Here is a 22,029-nt window from a genome sequence, read left to right on the forward strand (position 1 = left end):
TTACCTTTTCGAGTCAAAATCGAGTCCAACTACCAGGTATTAAATATACTTCACCTCCTTGAATACATCCGGTCAAATTACTGCTTGATACCGGAAAGTGCGATGCTCTCGATGATATACCTTTGCAGGAACAGGTACAGCACGAATACCGGTAGCAGACTGACTGTCGTTGCGGCTAATATAATGGAAGGAAAACGATTGAGTCCGTTGTTGTAAGCAAACATCCCAAGACCGAGCTGGATGGTGAATTTGTCCGCGCTTTTCAGTACAAGCAAAGGCCATAGCAAGTCGTTCCAGACGCCCAGAAACAGCAGAATGACAAGCGTTGCGACAATCGGCGCACACAAAGGAAAGTAAATCCGCCAGAATACCGTGCCTTCGCCTGCCCCGTCAATAATCGCAGCTTCCCGCAAAGCGCCAGGGAGCTGATCCATGAAAGCTTTCGCCAGGAATGTACCGAATGTGTATCCAATGGCTGGAAGGTAGAACGCCCAGTAGGAATCAAGCAGGCCGAATTTGCTGAACATCATGTACTGCGGAATCATGGTCATTTCAAAAGGGATCATCATGGTGCTAAGAGCCAGCACCAGCACAACCGTCGCGCCCCTGAAACGAATCTTGGAAAGCGCATAGCCGGAGAGCAGGGCGGATAATACGCTGATCACGATTGTACCTATACTGACGATGAGAGAGTTAACGATATACCTTAGCATTGGCACGTTGGTGAACGCCGCCTGATAGTTTTTCATTGAGGGCTCAGCCGGAAAGAATCTGGGCGGAAAGCTAAGTTCAAGTCTGGCCGACCAGTCAAAGCTGGTACTGAGCATCCAGATAAACGGTATGATCATGAACAATGAACCGAAAGCCAGCAAAATCATCAGCGTCCACTGTGTTATGGCATCGGTGCGGCGTTTTGAGCCGCTTTTAATAGCTGCAGTCTGAAAAGACATCTCCCTCCATCCCTCCCCAAATTTAATCAAGGCTGTCTTTTTTGGTGTTCAGTCGAAGCAACAGAACCGTCAAAATGAAGATGACAATAAATAACAGGTAGGAAGCCGCCGTCGCCATTCCCATTTGGTTGGCAAGAAATGCGTTCCGGTAAATGTATAACACCGAGGTAAGCAAGGAACCGCTGGGATTACCGGCCGTACCGCCAATCAACCAGACATCGGTAAATCGTTTCATGCTCTGGATAGTGCCCATGACGAGCATGAACACGAAAATTGAACGCAGATACGGGATTGTGATATAGAACCAGCGCCTCAGCCCGCTCGCGCCGTCAACCTCGGCCGCTTCATAGAGTTCCCGCGGAACACTCTGCAGACCGGCAATGAAGATGATGGTATTGTAGCCGAGCGCTCCCCACATGCTCATGAGCACGATGGTAATCCGGGAGTAATTCGGATCGGTGAACCAGCCGACAGGATCAATGCCTACAAAGCCAAATGCATAGTTGATGATACCCTGATTGGTGGGGAAGAACATGAAGGTGAATAGAAGAGAAGACGCGACTGCGGATATAACGTTCGGCAGGAAGAAGATGCCTTTGTACCAGTTCTTGGCTCCCCCCCACTTCAGGCTGTTGATCATGCTGGCAAGAATGAAGGAAACCATGATACCGAGGATAACGGACAGAAAACCCATATAAAATGTGTTATAAAGCGATTGCCAAAAAATCGGATCATTCAGAATGTAATTATAGTTGTTCAAACCGACCCATGTACCGCCAAAGCCTGTTCCCGAGACTTGTTTAAAGCTCATAAGCAAAGCAGCGAGCATCGGGTAAATCGCAAAGATTAATATGCCCAGCACCAGTGGTGAAACGAACAGAAAACCCGTCCAATCATTCTTTTTGAGCCAGTCTTTTCGCTTTATCTGCCGCATTTGCGGCTGTCCGGCGAGAATTTCTGTTTTCTCAGCCATTAATTAGCCCCCTCTCCCAAGCGTCACTGGTGTAAGCTGTTCTGCGGACCGGCTAGCTGCCAAGCATCCTATCAGGCTTACGCGCAGGTACATACAGTCTCCTCCTATCGGTTCAACGGTAATGTTATCTTTTTGCCGGTCGCTGCCGACTCGTCGATTGCAAAGCAGACTTCCATCGATTTGAATGCATCGAAGAAATCGCATCGGGTTTGTTTCTTCTGCTCGATGGATTCAACGAAATCATTGATTTCATGCACGAACGGGTGGTGGCTGACATCGCCGCTGTCCGGAAGAATCGTAGGCACGGTCGCGTACTCGGTTTGGCCGGGCAGCTTATGCGTGAATACTTGATTGTTCATCACAGAGCCTTTCTCGCCTAGCAGATGAATGTTGAAGCGGTAAGGCGTTTTGCACTCGAGCGAAGACGACACTTTGCCGATACCGCCGTTCGCAAGCTTGAAGATCGCCAGTGTGTTCGGATCGAACTCATAACCGGATTCCTTCCTCGTTCCGCAGCTGTAAGCCGTAACCTCTTCAATATCGCCGGAGAAATAACGCACCGCATCTACCGCGTGGCAGCCTGCAGAAAGCATGCTGCTTCCTCCAAGTTCTTTCTTGCTGCTCCATCTGTATTGCCCGTAATGCGGACCGATATCGTGCCAGTAGTCGATCTGCGCCATGAAGACGCGGCCAAATGCATCGTCATTGATCAGCGATTTGATGTTGTCGAATCCGGGATTCCATCGAAGAACAAAGCTGACGACGGTCGTGACGGGGTTTGCCGTGAGTGCATCCGCCATCTTCCAAAGGTTCTCCTTGTTCATCGCCATCGGTTTTTCAATCACCAAATGCTTTCCGCTCTGAGCAGCCAGAATTGTCTGCTCCGTCCGAACATCAGGCGTTGAGCATAAAACAACCGCATCCACATCAGGATCCTGAACCATCTTCTCGTAGGAATCAAAAACCTGCGTATCAAGGCCCATTTCGGTCAAGCGTTGTTGTGCGAAAGCACGGTCCCGGCTGTAGATTCCGGCTAACTCCGCCCCCCGGTTTTGTACGGTCGCTTTCATGTATTCACCGGCAACCCAGCCCGTTCCGGCAACAGCTATTCTGATCGCCATACTGCAATACCCTCCCTTTGAAATAATGACTATTACTTATACGGGAAACCTTACAGCGTTCGGCCTGGTCCAGACCATGTGCTGGATAAAACCTTCCGCGTAATTGCAGCCTGCCTGAATTCCGCGCAATTTGCCCAATGTAGCCACGAAGTCCACGATATCCACATTGTCGTGTTCCTTCAGCCATACCAGTTGGCTTTGGTGTTTCTTAAGCATTTCAATCTTCGTTTGAAATGTTTCTTCAACGTCGACATAGATCGTCGGTTGAAAATTGATACCCGATAAATTATCCATGTAATATAGCGTTGGTATTTTACCTGCCACCGGGATGTCGGAGAAGCCGGGCAATGTCGCAAGGAAGGACGTGTCGAACACCAGCTTGCTGACCGCCACATGATCGGGCATGTAATCATTGGGAGCATGGGTGATGATCATATCGGGCCTGACCGTGCGGATCAACTCGATAAACTTCAGCCTGGCTGCTTCGCTCTCGCTGGAAATTTCGCCGTCCTTCAGGCCCAGGGAGATCACTTTGCTTGCGATGACCGCTCCCGCATCCTGTGCTTCTTGCTGCCGGATACGGATCAGTTCCTCAGCTGGAATCATGTAGTGGCCTTTATCTCCTGTACTTGCGTGGCACAAAATGACTTCGTGTCCGATCCGTTTCATTTTTGCCAGAGTGCCGGCACATAAAATTTCGGTATCATCAGGGTGGGCGCCAATGGCCAGAACCATCATGCTATTTGCTCCTTCCACTAGTTCAAATCAGCTGTAAGCGGTCCGGCAAGTTCTTTCAGGAAGAAAAGCTTTCCGGGCATAGTCGGCATGTAGGAGGATGGAATCCATGGTGATTTCTCATGCCTCAAGGTCGTCCAAAGCGATAAACCCTGCCACATCATGCCGCGTCCCATTGCGCCGTCTGCACCGCCGATCGTATAATCCGCCTGCATGAACAAGCCCGGGCCAATCGTGTTGGCAAAGCAAGGAACCAGGGTGGTCCGGCTCTTGAAACTAGTGATCGCATTCTGCTCGATTGTCATCGGATGCAGCTTCGCGCCGATGCGGTGCGTTTGCAGCGCCCATTCCTGCTCACTGGCAAATTCGCCTGCAAAGTGCGGCTCCCAGAAAGCGATATGGAAGCAGCGGCCTATGCCGTACACCACAATCAGCCTGGCACCCATAGCCTTCAATTCGCCGATCTTGCCGGCATAGGTCGGCAGATTGCCTTTGGTTGCAAAATTCCGTTGGCTCACAGGAACAGTCAGCTCCCCAAGCGGATTATAAAATGCCTGCTCCATACCGTGTTGAAAAGAAGCGGAATTGTTGGAGGGCAGCGTATTGCCATGTTCATCGCTCCACTCATCCATATTAAAAGCATGTACATGTTTGGCGTCGATACCCCAGCTTTTCAGGAAAAACACCGCCCAGCGGTATAACCCCATCGGACCTACCGGAAGAATCAGCGCAAGCTGTTCGCCATGTTCTTTCGCAAGCTTGATTTGCAGAGCCAGTTCATGGCCCATGAACGTGTCGAAATCATAGATCGAATCGCACGGTACAGGCTGAAAGCCTGAATGCCATTTGGGTTGCCTTTCCAGAACCTGCCCAGGACTATTTGCAGCGCATTTGTCGATAGCTTCCATATCCCATCCTGCAGGGAAGAAACCCTCCATCATGGAGCCCTTAAGCGTATTCAACAGATTCAATATTGACCCTCCTCCTGAAATTGAGTTTAATTAATCCAGTGACTTTATTAATTCATTTTATTTATATCTAGAATATTCTGAAAAGTCAATCGATTTTGTAAAATAAATTAATTAATAGGATTAAACGATTAAAAATAATAATGGCTGGAAATATCTTTATTTCATGAATTTAATGTCATCAAATATAAAAAGTGCCGCCACCTCGTCATGAGGGGCAGCACCAGGAAATCATTATTATTTGGCTAAATTTGCTCTTCAAGCACCTTGTTCAGCACATACAGCGACGCACCGGCAGATACGTTATTCACGTTAAGCCGGGACAGGAAGATGCTGCATGCCTGCGAGAACGGGGCTAGCGCCCGCTCATGGACAATATCGACAACCGAAGCAAGCAGAACCTCTCCCAGGTGTGACAATCTGCCGCCAATCACAATGACCTCGGGATTGAAAATATTAATCAAATTGACGATACCGTAGGCCAGATTCCTGGAGATCTCCTGTACCACCGCAAGTGCAAGCGGGTCGTTCAATTTAACCGCTTGTGCAATAACCAGCTCATTGATCTTTTCGGGATCACTTCCGGTGAGCTTGTGGAGGACCGAGTCCTTGTACTCCGGCATCAGCATTAAGGTGCGTTCGGTCAAGGCGGTAAGGGAAACCATCGTTTCAAAACAGCCTCTGTTGCCGCACGGGCAGAGTGGGCCATTCACGTCAAGAGACATGTGTCCGATCTCGGGGAATACCTTACTGACGCCAAGCATAGGCTTATCGTTAATCATTATGCTCACGCCAAGACCCTTGTTGACATTAAGATAAATAAACGGACCTGTTGTCGTCTTGAAATGCTCCTTCTCTGCAATGGCAGCCAGAAGGGATTCATTCTCCATATAAACCGGATATGGGAGCTCCAAGCTTAGCTTGTTGATTATTTCCATATCCTTGATGAGAAGCGGCGTAGAGACGACGATCGAGCGCCTTTCACTGTCCAGCATGCCTGGAACGCCTATGCAGATGCCCAGCAGCTCCTTCGTCTTGTCCGGTACGGCATCAACCAGCATCCGAATCAGATCAACGATAAGCCGCAAGAACTCATCCTTGTCGTGATTTTTTTTGTTATACAGAAGTGTCTCGGTAATGAATGGGGCATTTTTCAAGTTGTAAATCGTCCCGGTTACACCAAGTTCATTTAGCTCCATGCCGATCAGATATTTACTCCCATTATTGATTTCCAGTGTGATCGCTTTGCGCCCTGCGCCGGGATTGTCGATTAAGGCGCTTTCAACGACGAGGCTTTTCTTGATGAGATCGTCGACGATCGTCGATATGGTTGTAGGGCTCAATTGGGTCACCTTCGACAGGCTCGCACGCGAGGCGCCTTTACTTGTCTGTATCAAGCGGAATACAGTCTCCATGTTCGCTTGTTTGATCTGCTGTTGCGTGACCTTCTTCATGCTTCGTTCTATCCTCCTCTCTTTCGAAGGCTGGTTGGCAAATATCCCCCTTATAAAGCTCGAATCAAAAACTTCAGATGTCCTGTCGTTTCGATGATTTACTGCACTCACTCATAAAGCCAAGCTCCCGCTGCATGCAGATTGGTTGATAAATCATGGAATTGCTGGGGAGAAAGCAGCGGGTCACAGTCCATCCAGGAGGACGCTCTACTGTGAAGTTTAAATCCCAAAACCTACAAAATCAAATCATTACAAAGATAGCCGCTGACCGCATCGTTATCCTTTTACGGAACCGGCTGTAATTCCTTCGATGAACTTGCGCTGGAAAATAACGAATACGATAATAATAGGCACGATCGCAATCGTGACACCGGCAGCAACAAGCGACTGATTGGTCGTATATTCGCCTGAAAAATACATCAACCCCAGCGGCAGCGTCCGGTAAGCATCGTCATATACGAACAGCAGCGGAAGCAGAAAATCGTTCCAGGACGCGCTGAATTCAAACACGATCAGCGAAGTTACTGCCGGCATGATGAGCGGCAGCATGATATATATAAAGGTTTTGAAATCGCCGCAGCCGTCGATTTTCGCAGAATCCATCATATCGTCCGGTATGTCGCGAAAGAACGCCCTCATCATAAAAATGGCAAACGGCATCGATAACCCGAGGCTCGGAATGATCAGCGCCCAGTAAGTATTGATAAATCCCAGGTTCTGCATGGTGTAATACAGCGGGATCAGCATGGCCTGGATTGGTACCATCATGCCCACCAATATAAAGTAAAACAGCAGGTCTCTGCCCGGAAACGCCAGTTTGCCGAATGCGAATCCGGCAAGCGTGGACAACGCCAGAATGGCGAACACGCGCGGCACCGCTACAATGACGCTGTTGAGAAAGTAATCGTTCATCCTGCCGACCGTCCAGGCTTCGGATACATTTGCGAAGGTGATCGACTTAGGCAGCGAAAAGGGATTGCTGTTCAATTCCGCAGAATCCTTCAGCGCAGCCATAACCACCCAAAAAATCGGCAAAACGGAAATGAACAAAAAGACAATAAGAACGACAATGCGGCTTTCCTGGGCGCAACTGCTATAAGCTGTTTCATTCCTCGTATCCTCCTTTTCGATAGCGAAGATTTTTTTAAAGCGATTTCATCATTATATACTGAAAAAACCCGATTGAGGTTAGCGCTGTTACATTAATATTTATCACTTTTACAGGTTTGCAGCATCCGAAATCAGTCCGCGAATGCGATCGTGAAGAAACAAACTGGCTATAACTTCTCATATGAATCTGTCTTGCGCGATTCAAGCGATTTTCATAGGCATATGCCCTGTTTTTCCCTATAATGAAATTATGTCACCGGTATCCACTACGCGATATTTCCCTGAACGAATTCCACTAAATGGAGGAAGATTCTTATGCCACAGAATAGACAGGTTTGCATCACGGGTACCGACCGCGGGATCGGGCTCGAATTGGTGAAGGCTTTGCTTCAAGCCGGCTGCACCGTTTATGCGGGCGGCATCGCCGATCCGAATCCTGAGCTGGTCCAGCTGACAGAGCAATTCCCGGGACGGCTGCATTCTTTCCGACTGGACGTAGGAAGCGACGCCAGCGTGAAAGAAGCCGCGGAACGGATTTGCGGTCTTACGCCTGCGCTCGACATGCTGATTAATAACGCCGCCCTGCTCGGGGACACGGGCAAAACCGTAGCGGATGACCTCGATTTTGACGACATGCAGCGGGTGTACAACGTATCGGCGCTCGGCGCGATCCGCATGGCCAATGCCCTGCTTGAACCCATCATGAACGGCGGCAAGCTGATCGTGAATATTACTTCCGAGGCCGGAAGCATCGGGAACAGCTATCGCGAGGCCTGGTTCGGCTATTGCATGTCCAAAGCCGCGCTCAATATGGGCTCGACCATCATCCATAACCGGATTCGCAAGGATGGCGGACGCGTCCTGCTGCTCCACCCCGGCTGGGTGAAAACGTTCATGAGCGGCAGCTGGAACGAAGCGGGCACGCATACGCCCGAAGAGGCGGCAGCCCATATCCTGGGACGAATCGAAGCGCGCAGCAGCGAACTGCATGATTTGCCCTTGTACCTGGAAGCGGATACAGGCAAGGAACTGCCCTGGTAAAGAGAGGAGAGATGACAATGAACGAACCCATCCAAGCGCTGATTCTCGGCGACTTTACTGCAGCCCCTTGGCATCCGCTGGAGCCGGCGCGCGCGGAGCTGCAAGCCATTCTTGATCCCGCTTTCAACTTGACTGCTACGGAAAACTACGACGCTCTCAGCCGGCTGGACCAGACAGAGTACCCTCTATGCATCTCGTACACGGACTGCTGGGAGCGCACATTGAAGCCGGAACAGACGGCGTGTTTGCTTCGGTACGTTGCGGGCGGCGGCGGACTGCTTGTTCTGCACAACGGCATTTCGCTGCAAAGCAGCCATGAGCTTGGGCAACTGATCGGCGCCCGTTTCACCGGGCATCCGCCCTACCAGCCTCTCCGATATCTTCCCCTTGCCGGACATCCCCTGCTCGAGGGAGTCGATGGGTTCAGTCTGGATGAGGAGCCATATATGTTCGAGTTTGACTCCTTCTCCAAACGGGAGGTTTTCCTGGAATACGAATTCGAAGGCAAACGTTATCCCGCGGGATGGGAGCATGCCTACGGGCTTGGCAAAGTCGTCTATCTGCAGCCGGGGCATCACGCCCCCTCGTTCAGGCCCGCATCCTATCGGCGGCTTGTGCTTAACGGAGCCCGGTGGGTCTGCAGCCGGTAAACCGCTAGTCCGCATTATCGCAAAAAGGCTTTCCTCCGGTTCTCGCCGAGGAAAAGCCCACCGGTATGCGGCTCTTACATCTGCAACGGCAAAGAGGGGAAGGAACAGCACGATGGCTGCTCCTTCCCCTCTTTGGAAACGATGATTATCCGCATGACTCGAAGACGACCGGCGGCGCACCGCTCTTTATTCGCAGTGTGTAGTACGCGCGGCCAAGCGGCGAAGGCTGAACCTCTCCGCCGGCTATGCTGCATGCTCCCACCCAATCAGGCAGCTTGACGATCGTGTCGGTATCCCTATCTGCCGTCAATTGCGCTCGGAACGAACCTGTATCCCTGTTCCAAGATAACGACACTTTGCCCGTATGAAACCTCCAATCGGCCAGACTCCCCTTCTTCCAACGACCCGGCAGCGCAGGCAGCAATTTAACCAGATTGGCCGATACCTGAAGAAGCTGCTCCTGAACGGCGTTGACCCAGCCCATATTAGCGTCCAATTGCACCGGAGCCGCGGGCATCTGCAGGGAAACGCCCATTCCCCGCCAGTCATTATGGAGCGTAAACAGATTCGGCAGCAGACTCGATCTGGAGAGGATATCCAGACAATTCAAAGAAGCGTCTCCATCGCCCAGCCGCGCATACAGAGCTGCCATATGGGCAAGCGACCAGCCGCTTTGTGCCCCCATCTCTCGCCTGTGCACCGCCGTTTCGAATGCACCGAACATCTTCGAATCGCTCTCTCTCGTTACTTCCTGCCCCGGGAACACAGGGTACAGATGAGAGAGATGACGGTGTGCGTAACGGTCCTCGAAAGCAGGATGAATCCATTCACTGATTGCGCCGTCCTTATTCAGCTTATACCCCGGCAAATGCGTCAGCATGCGGTTCCATTCCTTCTCCGCCTCCGGATCTTCGCTGCCCGCTTTCTGATTCGCTTCTATTAAACTCTTCAGAAGCTCTCTCAGAATGGAGATATCCATCGTCGCATTGATCGCCGTAGGCATAGGATGCGCAAGCGGTTTGCCATCTGCCGGCATGTAATTGAGAGGCGTATTCTCAGGCGAAACGGAGGGATACATCTTGTAAAGCCCATCCGCGTCCGTAACCAGGAAGTCCTCGTAAAACCGCAGCGCCTCGTGCATGAACGGCAGGGTCGTCTGCCGCAGAAATTGCAGATCGCCGGTATAACGGAAATGTTCATAATAGTGGCGGGACAGCCACCCGGCCGCACCGGTCCAATTCAGAATAACGGGCACGATCTGATTCGGAACGCCAGTGCCCGGCGTAGAGCCTGCCGGAATATAGATGCCCCGGCAGCCGTACAGCTTACGCGCATTTTCACGAAAATCATCCATCAATCCCTCATAGTAACGGAATAACGGAGGGACCAATTCACCCAGACCGCCAACATGCGCATGCCAGTACATCATCTGAATGTTCTCATTGGCCATGTTGTGGCTCCATACCAGCCTGTAATCGCCTCCCCACAGCCCATACAACCCGAAAGGCTCCGCATCTTCCGCCGCTGCAGTACCGCTCATGAACAAATAACGGCCATAAGCCCACATTTTACGCACAAGCGCAGGCGGCGCCTCCCCCTCATATGCATCCAGCAGCAGCCGCTCATTGGTTCGCGGATTATTATCCGCATCCTCCAATTCCAGCGAGACTGAGCGGTACAACGGCCGGTGCAGGGCGAGATGACGCTTGAGCAGCTTATCGTAAGAGGCATCAACAACAAGCTCGGCCAATTCCTGCTTCAGCCGTTCCCAATCCCCGGACCGCGCGCCAAGGACGAACAGCTTCACCAGCACCAGCATTCGCGTTGCCCCTTCGAATCGGATAACGCCCCCCTCCGCTTCGATGCGGCCTCCCTCCGGAATGACCCGCATGACCGCTCCGAAATCCGTCCCATCGTCATTTGTTCCGGCGAACCAAGCATAAGCGCCGCCGGCTCCGGCCTCAACAGACTGTTCGAGCTCCTTGAATTCCGGTGTATCCGCCCAGCGGTCGCTCGGGTGAAGAATAAGACCGATCTCCCCGGATACACGGGGTTTCTCATCCCCTTCGAGCTCGTAAACAACCGTATCGTCGGCACGCGAGACGAACAGCCTCCGCTTGAACGAACCCGGTCCGTCCGACCAGCCGACCGTTATCTCTCCACTGTCCATGGCAAGCGTCCGGCTGTACCCGCGAAAGGCGCTGCCGCAGGGCATGACAAGCTTTATCGCCGCCAGCGGAAATCTGGAGGCGAGCTTCGTCTCGTAACCGCGTTCCTTTAATGCATTCGCGAGCTGCCAGCTTGCCTCGGCATACTGCTCTTCATCCATCAACCTGCGGGTCTGAGCGAGTGTGCCGCTTACATCCGGCAGCTCATCCTTGCTCCCCCAGTGCCAGAGGCGGGCATGATTAAGAATTACCGTCTCCTCCTGAACGCCGCCGAATACGGATGCGCCAATAACGCCATTGCCAGAGGGAAGCGCTTCGCGCCACATATTCCTCCACCATGAGGCCGGATAACTCATTACGAGCTTATCCGGGCTTCGGTTGTCTTCTTGCACCTGCATCCGTATCACCTCTCCTTCATTCACTTTCCATCTTGCCGTCCATCTAATTACCGCCTGAATCCGCCAATTCGCCAGTCTGCTCGCGCAGCCGTTCCAGCTCGATGCTTGCAAGCAGCAGCGGAGCAACGCCCATCAGCACATCGCTGACAACCTTCTCGCTCATGTAATAGGCGTAGGAGCCATCGCGGTATTTGCGTCCGCCCAAGCCAGCCCCGTTACAGATGCAATGGAGATGGACGCCTTGCTCGTCCTCGGTTACGAAGCGGTCAAGAATCCCATCATAGGCGTTCTCTACGGCCTGTCTGTCTATCTCGGCCAAATAGCCGAGCCGTATGCCCTTGGCCAGGGCATACGCCAGCATGCAGGAGCCGGACGCTTCCAAATAGTTATCCCGGCGGCCATTGCAGTCCATTAGCTGATACCATACCCCGCTTTCTTGATCCTGCACCCGAAGCACAGCATTCGCCATCCGTTCAAAAATCCCCATCAACTGTCCGCGCTTCGGATGATGAACGGGAAAATGCTCGAGCGAGTCCGCAAGCGCCATTGCATACCAGCCCATCGCCCGTCCCCAGACATGCCGGGAGCGGCCTGTGCTGCCATCGCACCATCGCTGCTCCCTGCTCTCGTCCCAGGCATGATGCAGCAATCCCGTTTGCGGGTCGCGCGTGCGCTTTTCGATCAGCAGCAGTTGATGCGCAGCTTCATCGAACCAGACGCTTTCGCCAAAGGTCCGGGCGAATTCGGCCATGAACGGAGAAGACATATACAGGCCATCCAGCCACATTTGACAGGGGTATATCTTCTTGTGCCAGTATCCGCCTTCCTCCGTACGAGGCTGGCCGGTCAGTTGGGTGATTAAACGCCTGGCCGCCTGCTCATACTTGGATTCACCAGTCTCTCTCCATAACCTCAATAGATTTTTCCCTTTGTTGATATGGTCGAGATTATACTCCTCCAGGGTATATCCGCGAATTGAACCATCCTCCCGAATGAAGACGTCCATATGCCGCTTCACGGTTGCCAGGTATTCGGATTCTCCCGTCCAATCGGCAAGCTGGCCGATCGCTGTCAGCGCCATACCGGCCACATACCCCCACTTGTTGGCAATATTCGGGTGATAGCCGTCCTTGCAGTGGGAGAGGATTGTTCCCGCAACCCTAACGGATGTGCGCTGGGCACCAGGAATTAGCGTTTCCGATTTATTCATCTGCCTGCTCCTCCTTCGTTACGTTGCCATTAGCGGCAAAGAAGTGAAATCTTCTGGAATTTCCACTATATACAGATTTCCATAGCCGTTCTTATCGCTTGTAAACAGCAGACGCTTCCCGTCCGCGTTAAAGCGCGGGTGGGCATGCACCTTCTGTGAGTGAAAGCTGCAGCGCAGCTCGCACAGGATGCGCGGACCTTCGTACACACCATCGATTTTGCGCCAAAGACTCAGCGTCTTGACCGCTCCCTTGCCGTCCACGACCACCTGGCCCAATCCATCCGCATATCCATGCCAGGTATCGAACCCGAACTCCGTCTCTTCCATGCCCATATTGTCATAACGGATGCTGCCGAAAAAGTTGGTGCCGTCCGCTCGGAATCCGTGATAGCCAATCGTCACTCCGTCCGGGTAGAAAAATTCATGCCCGACCTTCTCGCCGCTTTCCAGCCGCTCCCTGATTTTCCAAACCGCACCGGTGCGCAGGTCAAGCCCCCAAATACGATGATCGACCAGATGCCATGGGCCTTCATGACAGAAGGTCATCAGCCATGGCTCCTTCGGCGATGTATTGATATGGGTAATGAACTGGTTTTCTTCATATACTTTTTCTCCTCCGCCCGCCTGAGCATCGATACGGACGATCATGCTGTGGGGGGCAGCCTCCATCAGCTCCCTGTGGCCGACATAACCGTTACCCAGATCAAGCCGAATCCGGTGGGACAGATCCTCCTGCACGCAGGTCATCACGAACCGCCCGTCAGCGGTCGCGTTCGCATTACCCAAATGATAGCCCTCCGGCGCTTCGTAGCACAGCTGCTCTTCAAGCGAATTCAGATCCAGACGGATCAGGCGCCGGCCAATCTTGACAAACGCCGAGCTTCCATCCGGCAACAGGCAAGCATCCAATTTATCCACATCCTTGTAATCCGTCAGCTGTGTGATCAATCCGCTTTCCACATGCAGGCTGTACAAATTCGTGCTATTCCCTCTATCCGAGATCATCAGAAGCCGCTGTTCTCCGTCATACCAACCGTTTTCGGTAAAATATAAATGATGGCTATGCGCTTTATAATGGGTCAATTGCGTCACTTCAAGCCCTGTCAGCCGATCGGTCTCCGTCTTGCGCTCCGAGGGCCATACCGTTCCTTTTGCAGACATGCTCCCGCCTCCTATGTGAACTTTAGAAATCTCTACAGCCAGGGCTTCAGCCCTTCCCATTTCACCGACCAGCTTCCATCCTGCGGGAAACCGGGATTGCGGACAGCCGCCTCCGCCGCCGATCCTCCGCCTTCGCCATCCCTCCAGCCAGAAGCCATCATCGCAACCGCAGCCAGCAGACCGCCGTTGCCCGGCAGATAAGCGGACAAGCCAGGGCGCTGATAATTATGTCCGTTGGTTAAATACGTATTCTTGGATGCATCCATCAGCAGGAAATCCACCGCAAGATCCGGCTCACCGAGTCTTGCCGCCGTCATGGCGCACATCGGGAAATCCCAGCCCCATGCCGATTCCCAGATCCAGCCTTCCTTCACCTTTAGCAGCGTCTCAAGCATGACCTTTCGGTCGATTAACGTGCCCGGCAGAATGCCCAATGCCCCCAGCATGGACGGATGGTCGCGGTTTTTCGTCAGAAAGGTCTCCGGGCAGAGCTCATGGGCAAGATATACACCCTCCGCCTGTGGAGGCTCGGCTAACGATCCGGCTACTTTTGCCCATAGCGGATTGATCGTCTGCTCCATGCGCTGCGCCCAGCGAATCGCAATTTCCAAGCCATACTTCCAATATTCCAGCTCGAAAGGAGGGTTTTTGCTGCCTTCTAAAGGATGACATTCCTGTGCTGGAATCAGGGGCGGTCCCAGATCATAGACCCGCTTCTCTTCATTCCAGTGAGCGAATGATACCATGAAGTCTGCCGCTTCGAACACGATATTGCGGAACCGCGCAAGAGTTGCGCTCGACGAATCAGCCAGATAGCACAGCTCAGCGAGCGCCATCGGATGCGGCTGCTGCCAGATCAGGCCGTTCGCCACCGGCGACGGACAAGGATCGCCGTCGAAGCCGACCATCTTCGGCCAGCGCGCCCCCGCATAACCTTGAGAATGCGCCAGTCCACGCGCCACCGGCAGGATCTGTTCATACCAATCCATACTATTCAGCAGATAGTTTTCTCTGCCCCACAATGGGAAATGCGCCGCATGCCACCAATGCATCTCCAGATGAGACTTGCCAAACCAGCTGTTATACATCAGGCCCGTCTCTTGGGGAGGCAGCGACCCGCCGCTATGTATGGCCAGCAAGAATTGGGACAGTACGACACGTCTCTCCAGCTCATAGGCTCTTGGATCAGCGCTTCCGGAGAAGTCGATTGCCGCGCCGCTCATCCAGAACGACTCCCAGTGACGCATGCTCGCGGCCTCGATGGCCTCGACTTCCGCCGTCTGCGGGGACTCCTGCGCGAAGCCGACCGAGAATTCCAGTGAATCGCCTTGAGCCTCCGGCAGCAGCGTGAACTCATGCACCCCGGTCCGCTCCAGACTCCCGGCGTTCCAGGACCAGGAGAGCTCATAACGGTCCTCGTCCATGCTTCTGACGATTCTTGCCCCGTTAGCACCCGACTCGCCAAGCTCCGTCCGATGCCTGTCATCATTGCCCAGATCCGGGAACACGGCCTTGGCCCATGTGGCAGACGTCATATCCGGCGCCGGAAAACGAATGAACACCTGCAGCCTTCCCTGCCCGATTAAGGGCGAAACGACTCTCACGCCTATGGCGTCAATTGCCGGATGGCAAGCCGTCACTACATGAACCGGCACATCTTGTACGGCAAATTCACTTGTCAGAATACCTGTCCATAGATTCAATTTCTGGCTGATATTCGTGATATCCTCCGCTTGGGCATCATCACCCGATTCACTCAGGAACCGGAACGAAATGCGGCCAAGCTGAAGGCGATGCGGATTCTGACGAAGCCAGTGGTAAGCCTCGACTTTGTCGCTGGGCTTCACCGCATACCCGACCGGCCTGCCGTACGTATCGTAGCTTTGGTATGCGGCATCACGCATGGTGAAGCGTCCGGGACCGCCTGTATAATGCCATCCCCAATTGGACTGCGTGCCAAGCGGCACCTCATATTGATCCGGAAATGTCTGCAGGCCGGTAATATCGGCGCTGAAGGCAAACTCTCCGTTGCCTACGGAAAACGGGGACACAGGGTCCCATTTATTCAACTCCGGTTGATGTCGTTCCACGATCTGTCGTCTGTCCATTGGATCCTCCTGTGCTTGAACCCGGGGCCGCCTGATCCATATCTATTCAAGCGGGAATTCCATCCGGGTTCTCATCATGTCCCGGTACTTGCCCGGGGTAATATCTTTTATTTTGCGGAAACTGCGAATAAAGCTATTCTCATGCTGATAACCGACCATCAGCGCGATATCCGATATGCGGTCGCCCGTCTTCAGCAGCAGCTCGCTTGCCCGATCTATGCGAAGCCGTGTCAAATAGTTATAAATCGTCTCGCCTGTTTCCTGTTTGAACAACTGGCTGGCTAGGCTGCTGCTGATGCCAATCGATTCAGATATTTCGGGTATGCCGATCGGCTGGTTAAGATGCTGCTTCAAAAAATCAATCATGCGTTGGCACATGATGAAATCCTTGCTCTGGGCCAGCCGGCAGAATCGTTGTGCCAGCAGGATAACGCGGCTCTCCAGCACACCTTTGCAATCCTCCAAATCAAGCGTGTCAAACCGGAAATCGTTTTGGCACAAAGCGCCGTCTGCGGCAGGAACGATCTGTTCGATTCTCTCGGCGACAGACTGCAGGAAAGATACAGCCGCCGATGGATACCCGTATTGACTGCGGATATTATCGATTAATCGTCCGAGTGCCTCCAGGGACTCCGGCTCATTGCCTGCTTCTATGGCGCAAATCAGTTCGCTAAGAGCGCTTTCATACTGAGGCGGCTCAATCACTTCATGTCCGGACACCTCTTGGAACGTGATCACCTGTCCATAGCCTTGGTAAAGCCGGTATGTGAGCGCATTCTCCGCTTCCAGCATCACTTGCTTCAATCTTGCAATTTCCGTCTGCGGATTGCCGATCCCCGCCGATACGCTGAATTTCAACAGGCGCGACACGACCTCCAGCGATTCCGCGAGCATTCTCTCGCATCGCAGCCCTTCTATACGCGGCTGCAGCAGAATGGCCGTCTTGTCCTTCCCGAAATCGGCGCATACAATTCGCCATTGCGGCTCGAACAGCTCTGCCACGATATTGGCCATCGCGAATTTCAACAGAGAATGATCGCTGCCGCTGAAGGTCCGGGACCATTCCTCGTACCGGTCGATCGACAGAACGGCCACCGTCACCGGCGCTGCCGACCATTCTCCGAAGTAACGTCTCCATTTCTCTTCAATATCCCGCTTCCCGCTCAGATTGCCGGAATAAATATCAGTGAGCAGCTTGGATGCAACCTCGGACATCGACTCCCGGACAAGCTGTGACAGATGCACTTGATTGGTGAGCAGTTCCCCGGCAAGCCTCTCCAGATTGATGCCATCGGGGCCGTTGGTCTTGCGGTCATATTTGCTGAACAACTGCTTCAGCCGGCGGACAGGGCGGAAAGCCGCCGCATTAATATAGAAAATCGTAGCCCCGCCCAGCACGAGAGCCGCGATAGACACCAGCAGAACCACCTTGGCCACCCGTTTGGACTTGGCCAGTAGACTATCCTGCTCAATAATGGACACATACCTCCATCCCGTTACAGGCGAGGCGAGCTGATTAATGAGCAGCTGGCGGTTCTGGATCGTGATATCCGCGCCGTCGTCCTTTCCCAGCGCATCCATCGCATGACTCACCGAATCCTGATCGAAGTCATAGTTAGAGACGGAGTAAAGCAGCTCGTCATGCTCGTCAATAATATAGCGCATCCGGTTCAAATTGTTCATAATTGGCGGATTCAGCTTGGCGAACAGCTCCTCGGTTTTAAGATTGACGGCGACGATTCCCTTGAACTCTCCTTGAATCATAATCTTGCGAAACAGGGTAACGCTCGAGCCCTTGGCCCCTGCCCCTTCAGGCACCATCCGTTTCTTAATGAGCGTAGTCCTTTCACCGAATTCGGAAACGACACTGGTCCAGTCGGAATCGGTGAAGGTCAGCTTGCTGGAGCTGAAGCCTTGCGGTATTGCCAGGAAGCTTTCCCGGGTCAGATCATAGACATAGATACTTTTGATATACTTGGAGTTGCTGATTAGTGTCGACAGAAACTGATATGTCCCCGTAATATTCATATAAGAGCTCTGTACTTTGCTGGTCAAAAATTGGTAGACATTATCATTCAAGGCAACTTGAATTGCGACCTTGTCGCTTTCGCTAACCAACTCGTCGATCACATTCATTTCGAGCTTCAGCATCTGACGCTGCAATTCGCCCAGCTCTTCTTGCATCACCGACTTCGACGTATAGTACGAGGTCAGACTTACAGCCAGAATAATGAGAAAGACTGAAACGGTCAAAATAAGCACGAGTCTGACCTGGGTGTGAGCCAGATTGTATTTCAACCATTTCTTGATAGACTGTGTCATGGTAAATTCCACCTTATACCGAGGATCCTTCCATTATATCTTGGTGATCCTGCCCTCGTAAAATACGACGCCTGTTCTCCTGTTCAGCTTATGTTTTCTCTATCAGCCATTCTTTCATCAGCTGAGTTTCAATACCTGCAAGCAGCACGATGCCGATACCGTGTGTATCGTTCAAATTCCAACCCAGATCATGCTTATAGTAAGCATGAGAGTATGACCAGCTGGAGCCTTTGCATACGCCGTACAGATTTCCCCGTTTGTCGATAGCCCGCTCGCATAATCCCTGCCACCCATCCAGCGCCGCCCGGACATAAGGATCCGGGTTCTCCAGCCAGCTGCTGCGAACGCCAAGCGCGAAGCCGTATATGAACATCGAGGAGCATGAGGCTTCCTCGTACGACTCCGGATCGGTCAATACTTGATGCCACAGACCATGCTTGCCCTGCAGTCTGCGGTACCCTTCCGCCAACTCCCGATAGAAAGCCAGTATAGACGGATGGCCCGCATGCGTCTTCGGCAGTAATTCGAGCAACACGGCCAGTGAGAAAAACACCCAGCCATTGCCCCTGCCCCAGGCCGTACGCGAAGGCTTCCCGTTGCGCACATCATACACATGAGACATAATCTGCTGCTCCGCCATATACAAATACTTCTTATAGAGCAGAAGCTGCCTTGCAGCTTCGTCCATGTAACGCGGATCGCCGGTAAGCCCGGAATACCTGCACAGGAATGGAACGCTCATGTACATATCGTCGCACCACATCGTGTTATGCATACTTGGCGAGACGCCGACCTTGCGGTACAGAGCTCCGTCCTCCATGCGGTCCTGTACGTTCATGATATAGTGAGCAATATCGTCAGCCACCGCACGCGCTCCTTCAAGCGGACGGAGCCGTTCAGCCATAATGGTAAGCGTCCCGAAGGAGCCGCAGTCGTCGAGGCTGTCGATATGCGACAGCTGATTGTTCAAGCCCGCTGCTCCGAAGCGCCCGCGGTCCCACAGCGAGTATGCATAAGTCGAGGTCGCGAATTCGACATGGTCTGCGACATAATTTGCCAGGTCTTCACGCTGCAGCAGCCGGCTCGTCCCCAGCAGTCCGGACAGCGTGACCCCAAGCGGATAATTCCAACGGCCGTACAGCTCATTTTCGAGAAATGGACGCACATGCGCCCCCGGCTGATCCGTCATCCAGAAGACGTTGTTATGCCGATCGGCCGTCACCTTATCGAGGTCCGGATAATCGTCCGGATCGATATCCGCTTCCGGCGGGAGCGGGCCCAGATGCAGCCACTGACCTTTGTAGCCATGCACGCGCCGCCCGGCAGCAAGTTCAACCTCCGTACCAGCAAGGTCCCGAAGCCGGAAGCCCCATCCTTGAAGTTCACAATAACAGCGAGCAATCAGATCGCCCCGCCCCGGGGCTGCGTCGAGGGCGAAGGAGAAGTCACCCGGCTCCCGAGCTTCATACAGCAGCTTCCCCTGCCATATGAACCGTACAGGACCATAGGCAGTTCCAGTTAGCATAACGCTCTTATTCGAAGCGGAGCGGTTGACAATCGTCGTCCATGCAAAGGAGGAACAGCCCGAATGCATGCCATATATAAGATCCAGATGCCCAGTCCCCTCTGATCGGGCTGGAAGCCATTCCGCTCCGGTGGCGGCTTCCGTCTGATTCGTACCCGGGATGTGAACCATCGGCTGGGCCAACGGAAGCGTATAAATCCAGCCTTCCTCCCCTTCCCGCTCAACGGAGGGAGCCAGGAAGTGCAAAGGTTTATTCTTGCGGCTGCCTGTCCCGAAGGCGGCTCCGCAGTTCCTTTCCCGGCCCTTTGCCAGCTCCAGAACGAAATGATTCCATCCCTTCGCCAGATTTACCTTCAGCTTTAGGGGCAGCGCCTCCGAGGCTGGCTCCACTCCGGAGAGCTCCTCCTCCGGGGAAGATCCGAAACGCTGAACCCCGTTGTGATACAGCTTCACCTGCCCGAAGCAGCGAAGATGGAAGATGAATTCCTGCGGTTGATCGATCCACAGCCTTGCCCAGGCATATACCCGCATACCTTCTCCCATGCCCGAAAACATGCGGCGCGGAAATTCATACAAATGATCCGCTCCCTTGCGAACATCGCTGGTCCGCGTTACCCGGTATACCGGTTCATGCGGCGGATTGTCACCGACATAGCGCTGCGCGATGACCTTAAGCACATGCGGTATGCTGCCGCCATCCGTCTGTGCGGCTATACTTTCGATCGCATCGAAATACCCGTTTAGATTAGCTGTCACAATACTCCTCCTCTCTGGCCGCTTAGACTTTCGCTTCGCTCCTGCGCTCCGCCGCTATCGGTACCGCTGCCCAGCACCTCCTCGATCGTGACCAAACGATGCTCCTTCACCGAGCGCCATACCGCTTCGCCCGTCGCCACCGAATAAGCGCCATCCACCGCGCCCGATAAGATGCGGTACGGCCGTCTGCGATCCTCGCCCATGAACAAGTCTTCAAGAAGCAGCGGATCTCCCCCGCCATGCCCACCTTCCCGATGTACGACATGAATCGTTTCCTTCGAGCCGAACAATGGAAAGTAGTCGATCGTCTGCACTGGCGTAGGGAAAGGGGTTCTGCCAGGCATATGATATTCCACCGTCTCGATTCTCCCTTTCGTTCCGTTGATGGCAAGCCGGTAGCCCTCATAAGGCAGCGAGAAATTAACCGAGTAACTGAGGAGCGCGCCGCCGCTGTATTTCACGGTCGCGGTATACGTATCTTCAATCTGGATATCCGAATCGAAAATGCATCGGTCAGGACGGTAATCGGAATAGGGAAATGCCGGGGACTTCCCTGCATCGAGAGATCCCAGATGATCATCCGGCACTTCAAGATTCCGGCTTCGGGCATTCCAGCGCGAGTAATACGAGCAATCTTCGGTATGCGCGCAGGTACTGCAGAACCGGCCGTCTTCCTTCTTCGGATTCGCCTCTCCATCAGCGCCGTAATAATTCAAGGCGCCAAAGGCGAACACCTCAACCGGCTTCTGATTAATCCACCAGTTGACCAGATCAAAATGATGCGTACTCTTGTGGACGGATAATCCGCCGGACAGCCGGCGGTCCCTGTTCCACCTTTTGAAGTAGCTGGAGCCGTGATACGTATCCAGGTACCAGTTCAAGTCAACCGACGTTATTCTGCCAAGCCTCCCTTCCTGCACAATCTCCTTGATCTTCGTATGAATCGGGGCATAGCGATAATTGAATGTCACCATAACAGAGCCCTTGCTTGCTTTCTCCGCCTCCATCACGCGCCTGCTGTCCGCTCCTGTTGTCACCATCGGCTTCTCTGTAATAACATCCAGATCACGCTCAAGGGCGGCTATCAGGTACTGTGCATGCGTGTCGTCACGACCAGCGACAATGATCACATCCGGCTTCGTCTCCTCTACCATTCGGTCGAACTCACCCTCCCCGTACGTCCTGATGCCGGCATGTTCAGGGAATCTTGAACGGTAAAGCTCAAAACGCATCGGATCACGGTCGAGCAGACCGATAAGCTCACAGCTTCCAGCAAAAGAAGTGAGGATAGGCTTGGCGAACATGCCCAGCGCACGTCCGCTCACTCCGCAGATTGCGTATCGTTTTTTCAACTGAACCCATCCTTTCAGGCATTTACG

At 53.2% G+C, this 22,029-nt stretch carries 16 protein-coding genes; 2 read left to right on the top strand and 14 right to left on the bottom strand.

Annotated elements, in window-relative coordinates:
* Nucleotides 1–77: 77 nt before the first annotated feature.
* The 7 genes from AC0YNV_RS27235 to AC0YNV_RS27265 form a co-directional block, all read right to left on the bottom strand.
* Entirely contained in the window at nucleotides 78–950 is an 873-nt protein-coding gene (locus tag AC0YNV_RS27235) for a carbohydrate ABC transporter permease (RefSeq protein ID WP_475770845.1), read from the bottom strand.
* A 22-nt stretch (nucleotides 951–972) separates the two neighbouring features.
* On the bottom strand, nucleotides 973–1,923 hold the full coding sequence (locus AC0YNV_RS27240) for a carbohydrate ABC transporter permease (RefSeq protein ID WP_475770846.1): 951 nt from the start codon (nucleotides 1,921–1,923) through the stop codon (nucleotides 973–975).
* 104 nt (nucleotides 1,924–2,027) lie between these two features.
* Nucleotides 2,028–3,044, bottom strand: coding sequence for a Gfo/Idh/MocA family protein (locus AC0YNV_RS27245; protein WP_475770847.1), 1,017 nt, complete (start codon nucleotides 3,042–3,044; stop codon nucleotides 2,028–2,030).
* A 36-nt stretch (nucleotides 3,045–3,080) separates the two neighbouring features.
* On the bottom strand, nucleotides 3,081–3,782 hold the full coding sequence (locus AC0YNV_RS27250) for a PIG-L deacetylase family protein (protein ID WP_475770848.1): 702 nt from the start codon (nucleotides 3,780–3,782) through the stop codon (nucleotides 3,081–3,083).
* A gap of 17 nt (nucleotides 3,783–3,799) precedes the next feature.
* Entirely contained in the window at nucleotides 3,800–4,750 is a 951-nt protein-coding gene (locus AC0YNV_RS27255; protein WP_475770849.1) for a 6-phosphogluconolactonase, read from the bottom strand.
* A 242-nt stretch (nucleotides 4,751–4,992) separates the two neighbouring features.
* The gene (locus AC0YNV_RS27260) at nucleotides 4,993–6,201 is read right to left on the bottom strand and encodes an ROK family protein (RefSeq protein ID WP_475770850.1); all 1,209 of its coding nucleotides are present in this window, start codon (nucleotides 6,199–6,201) and stop codon (nucleotides 4,993–4,995) included.
* 276 nt (nucleotides 6,202–6,477) lie between these two features.
* Nucleotides 6,478–7,215: a carbohydrate ABC transporter permease gene (locus AC0YNV_RS27265; RefSeq protein ID WP_475770851.1), complete on the bottom strand. Its 738-nt coding sequence runs from the start codon at nucleotides 7,213–7,215 to the stop codon at nucleotides 6,478–6,480.
* A 411-nt stretch (nucleotides 7,216–7,626) separates the two neighbouring features.
* Here AC0YNV_RS27265 and AC0YNV_RS27270 point away from each other — a divergent pair, with 411 nt between their 5' ends.
* The gene (locus tag AC0YNV_RS27270) at nucleotides 7,627–8,352 is read left to right on the top strand and encodes an SDR family NAD(P)-dependent oxidoreductase (protein WP_475770852.1); all 726 of its coding nucleotides are present in this window, start codon (nucleotides 7,627–7,629) and stop codon (nucleotides 8,350–8,352) included.
* A gap of 17 nt (nucleotides 8,353–8,369) precedes the next feature.
* Nucleotides 8,370–9,002, top strand: coding sequence for a ThuA domain-containing protein (locus AC0YNV_RS27275; RefSeq protein ID WP_475770853.1), 633 nt, complete (start codon nucleotides 8,370–8,372; stop codon nucleotides 9,000–9,002).
* A 145-nt stretch (nucleotides 9,003–9,147) separates the two neighbouring features.
* Here AC0YNV_RS27275 and AC0YNV_RS27280 read toward each other — a convergent pair whose 3' ends face one another.
* From AC0YNV_RS27280 to AC0YNV_RS27310, 7 genes are all read right to left on the bottom strand, one after another.
* Nucleotides 9,148–11,568, bottom strand: coding sequence for a glycosyl hydrolase family 95 catalytic domain-containing protein (locus tag AC0YNV_RS27280; RefSeq protein ID WP_475770854.1), 2,421 nt, complete (start codon nucleotides 11,566–11,568; stop codon nucleotides 9,148–9,150).
* Between the two features lie 43 nt (nucleotides 11,569–11,611).
* The gene (locus AC0YNV_RS27285; RefSeq protein ID WP_475770855.1) at nucleotides 11,612–12,778 is read right to left on the bottom strand and encodes a glycoside hydrolase family 88/105 protein; all 1,167 of its coding nucleotides are present in this window, start codon (nucleotides 12,776–12,778) and stop codon (nucleotides 11,612–11,614) included.
* An 18-nt stretch (nucleotides 12,779–12,796) separates the two neighbouring features.
* On the bottom strand, nucleotides 12,797–13,939 hold the full coding sequence (locus tag AC0YNV_RS27290) for an oligogalacturonate lyase family protein (protein ID WP_475770856.1): 1,143 nt from the start codon (nucleotides 13,937–13,939) through the stop codon (nucleotides 12,797–12,799).
* A gap of 32 nt (nucleotides 13,940–13,971) precedes the next feature.
* Nucleotides 13,972–16,047 carry a glycoside hydrolase family 65 gene (locus AC0YNV_RS27295; RefSeq protein ID WP_475770857.1) on the bottom strand — a complete coding sequence of 692 codons (2,076 nt, stop codon included), beginning with the start codon at nucleotides 16,045–16,047 and terminating at the stop codon, nucleotides 13,972–13,974.
* A 42-nt stretch (nucleotides 16,048–16,089) separates the two neighbouring features.
* A complete protein-coding gene (locus tag AC0YNV_RS27300; RefSeq protein ID WP_475770858.1) occupies nucleotides 16,090–18,369 on the bottom strand; it encodes an AraC family transcriptional regulator in 2,280 nt (759 codons plus the stop codon).
* A gap of 88 nt (nucleotides 18,370–18,457) precedes the next feature.
* On the bottom strand, nucleotides 18,458–20,650 hold the full coding sequence (locus AC0YNV_RS27305) for a glycoside hydrolase family 88/105 protein (RefSeq protein ID WP_475770859.1): 2,193 nt from the start codon (nucleotides 20,648–20,650) through the stop codon (nucleotides 18,458–18,460).
* Nucleotides 20,647–22,002, bottom strand: coding sequence for a Gfo/Idh/MocA family protein (locus AC0YNV_RS27310; protein WP_475770860.1), 1,356 nt, complete (start codon nucleotides 22,000–22,002; stop codon nucleotides 20,647–20,649). Before AC0YNV_RS27310 ends, AC0YNV_RS27305 begins: the two co-directional genes overlap by 4 nt.
* Between the last annotated feature and the right edge of the window lie 27 nt (nucleotides 22,003–22,029).

It is taken from the genome of Paenibacillus sp. JT31N11, from assembly GCF_056269285.1.

Excerpts from the sequence above, each read along its gene's own strand:
- AC0YNV_RS27235 (WP_475770845.1), bottom strand. The coding sequence starts at position 950 with ATGTCTTTTCAGACTGCAGCTATTAAAAGCGGCTCAAAACGCCGCACC.
- AC0YNV_RS27240 (WP_475770846.1), bottom strand. The coding sequence starts at position 1,923 with ATGGCTGAGAAAACAGAAATTCTCGCCGGACAGCCGCAAATGCGGCAG.
- AC0YNV_RS27245 (WP_475770847.1), bottom strand. The coding sequence starts at position 3,044 with ATGGCGATCAGAATAGCTGTTGCCGGAACGGGCTGGGTTGCCGGTGAA.
- AC0YNV_RS27250 (WP_475770848.1), bottom strand. The coding sequence starts at position 3,782 with ATGATGGTTCTGGCCATTGGCGCCCACCCTGATGATACCGAAATTTTA.
- AC0YNV_RS27260 (WP_475770850.1), bottom strand. The coding sequence starts at position 6,201 with ATGAAGAAGGTCACGCAACAGCAGATCAAACAAGCGAACATGGAGACT.
- AC0YNV_RS27265 (WP_475770851.1), bottom strand. The coding sequence starts at position 7,215 with ATGGCTGCGCTGAAGGATTCTGCGGAATTGAACAGCAATCCCTTTTCG.
- AC0YNV_RS27270 (WP_475770852.1), top strand. The coding sequence starts at position 7,627 with ATGCCACAGAATAGACAGGTTTGCATCACGGGTACCGACCGCGGGATC.
- AC0YNV_RS27275 (WP_475770853.1), top strand. The coding sequence starts at position 8,370 with ATGAACGAACCCATCCAAGCGCTGATTCTCGGCGACTTTACTGCAGCC.
- AC0YNV_RS27280 (WP_475770854.1), bottom strand. The coding sequence starts at position 11,568 with ATGCAGGTGCAAGAAGACAACCGAAGCCCGGATAAGCTCGTAATGAGT.
- AC0YNV_RS27285 (WP_475770855.1), bottom strand. The coding sequence starts at position 12,778 with ATGAATAAATCGGAAACGCTAATTCCTGGTGCCCAGCGCACATCCGTT.
- AC0YNV_RS27290 (WP_475770856.1), bottom strand. The coding sequence starts at position 13,939 with ATGTCTGCAAAAGGAACGGTATGGCCCTCGGAGCGCAAGACGGAGACC.
- AC0YNV_RS27295 (WP_475770857.1), bottom strand. The coding sequence starts at position 16,047 with ATGGACAGACGACAGATCGTGGAACGACATCAACCGGAGTTGAATAAA.
- AC0YNV_RS27300 (WP_475770858.1), bottom strand. The coding sequence starts at position 18,369 with ATGACACAGTCTATCAAGAAATGGTTGAAATACAATCTGGCTCACACC.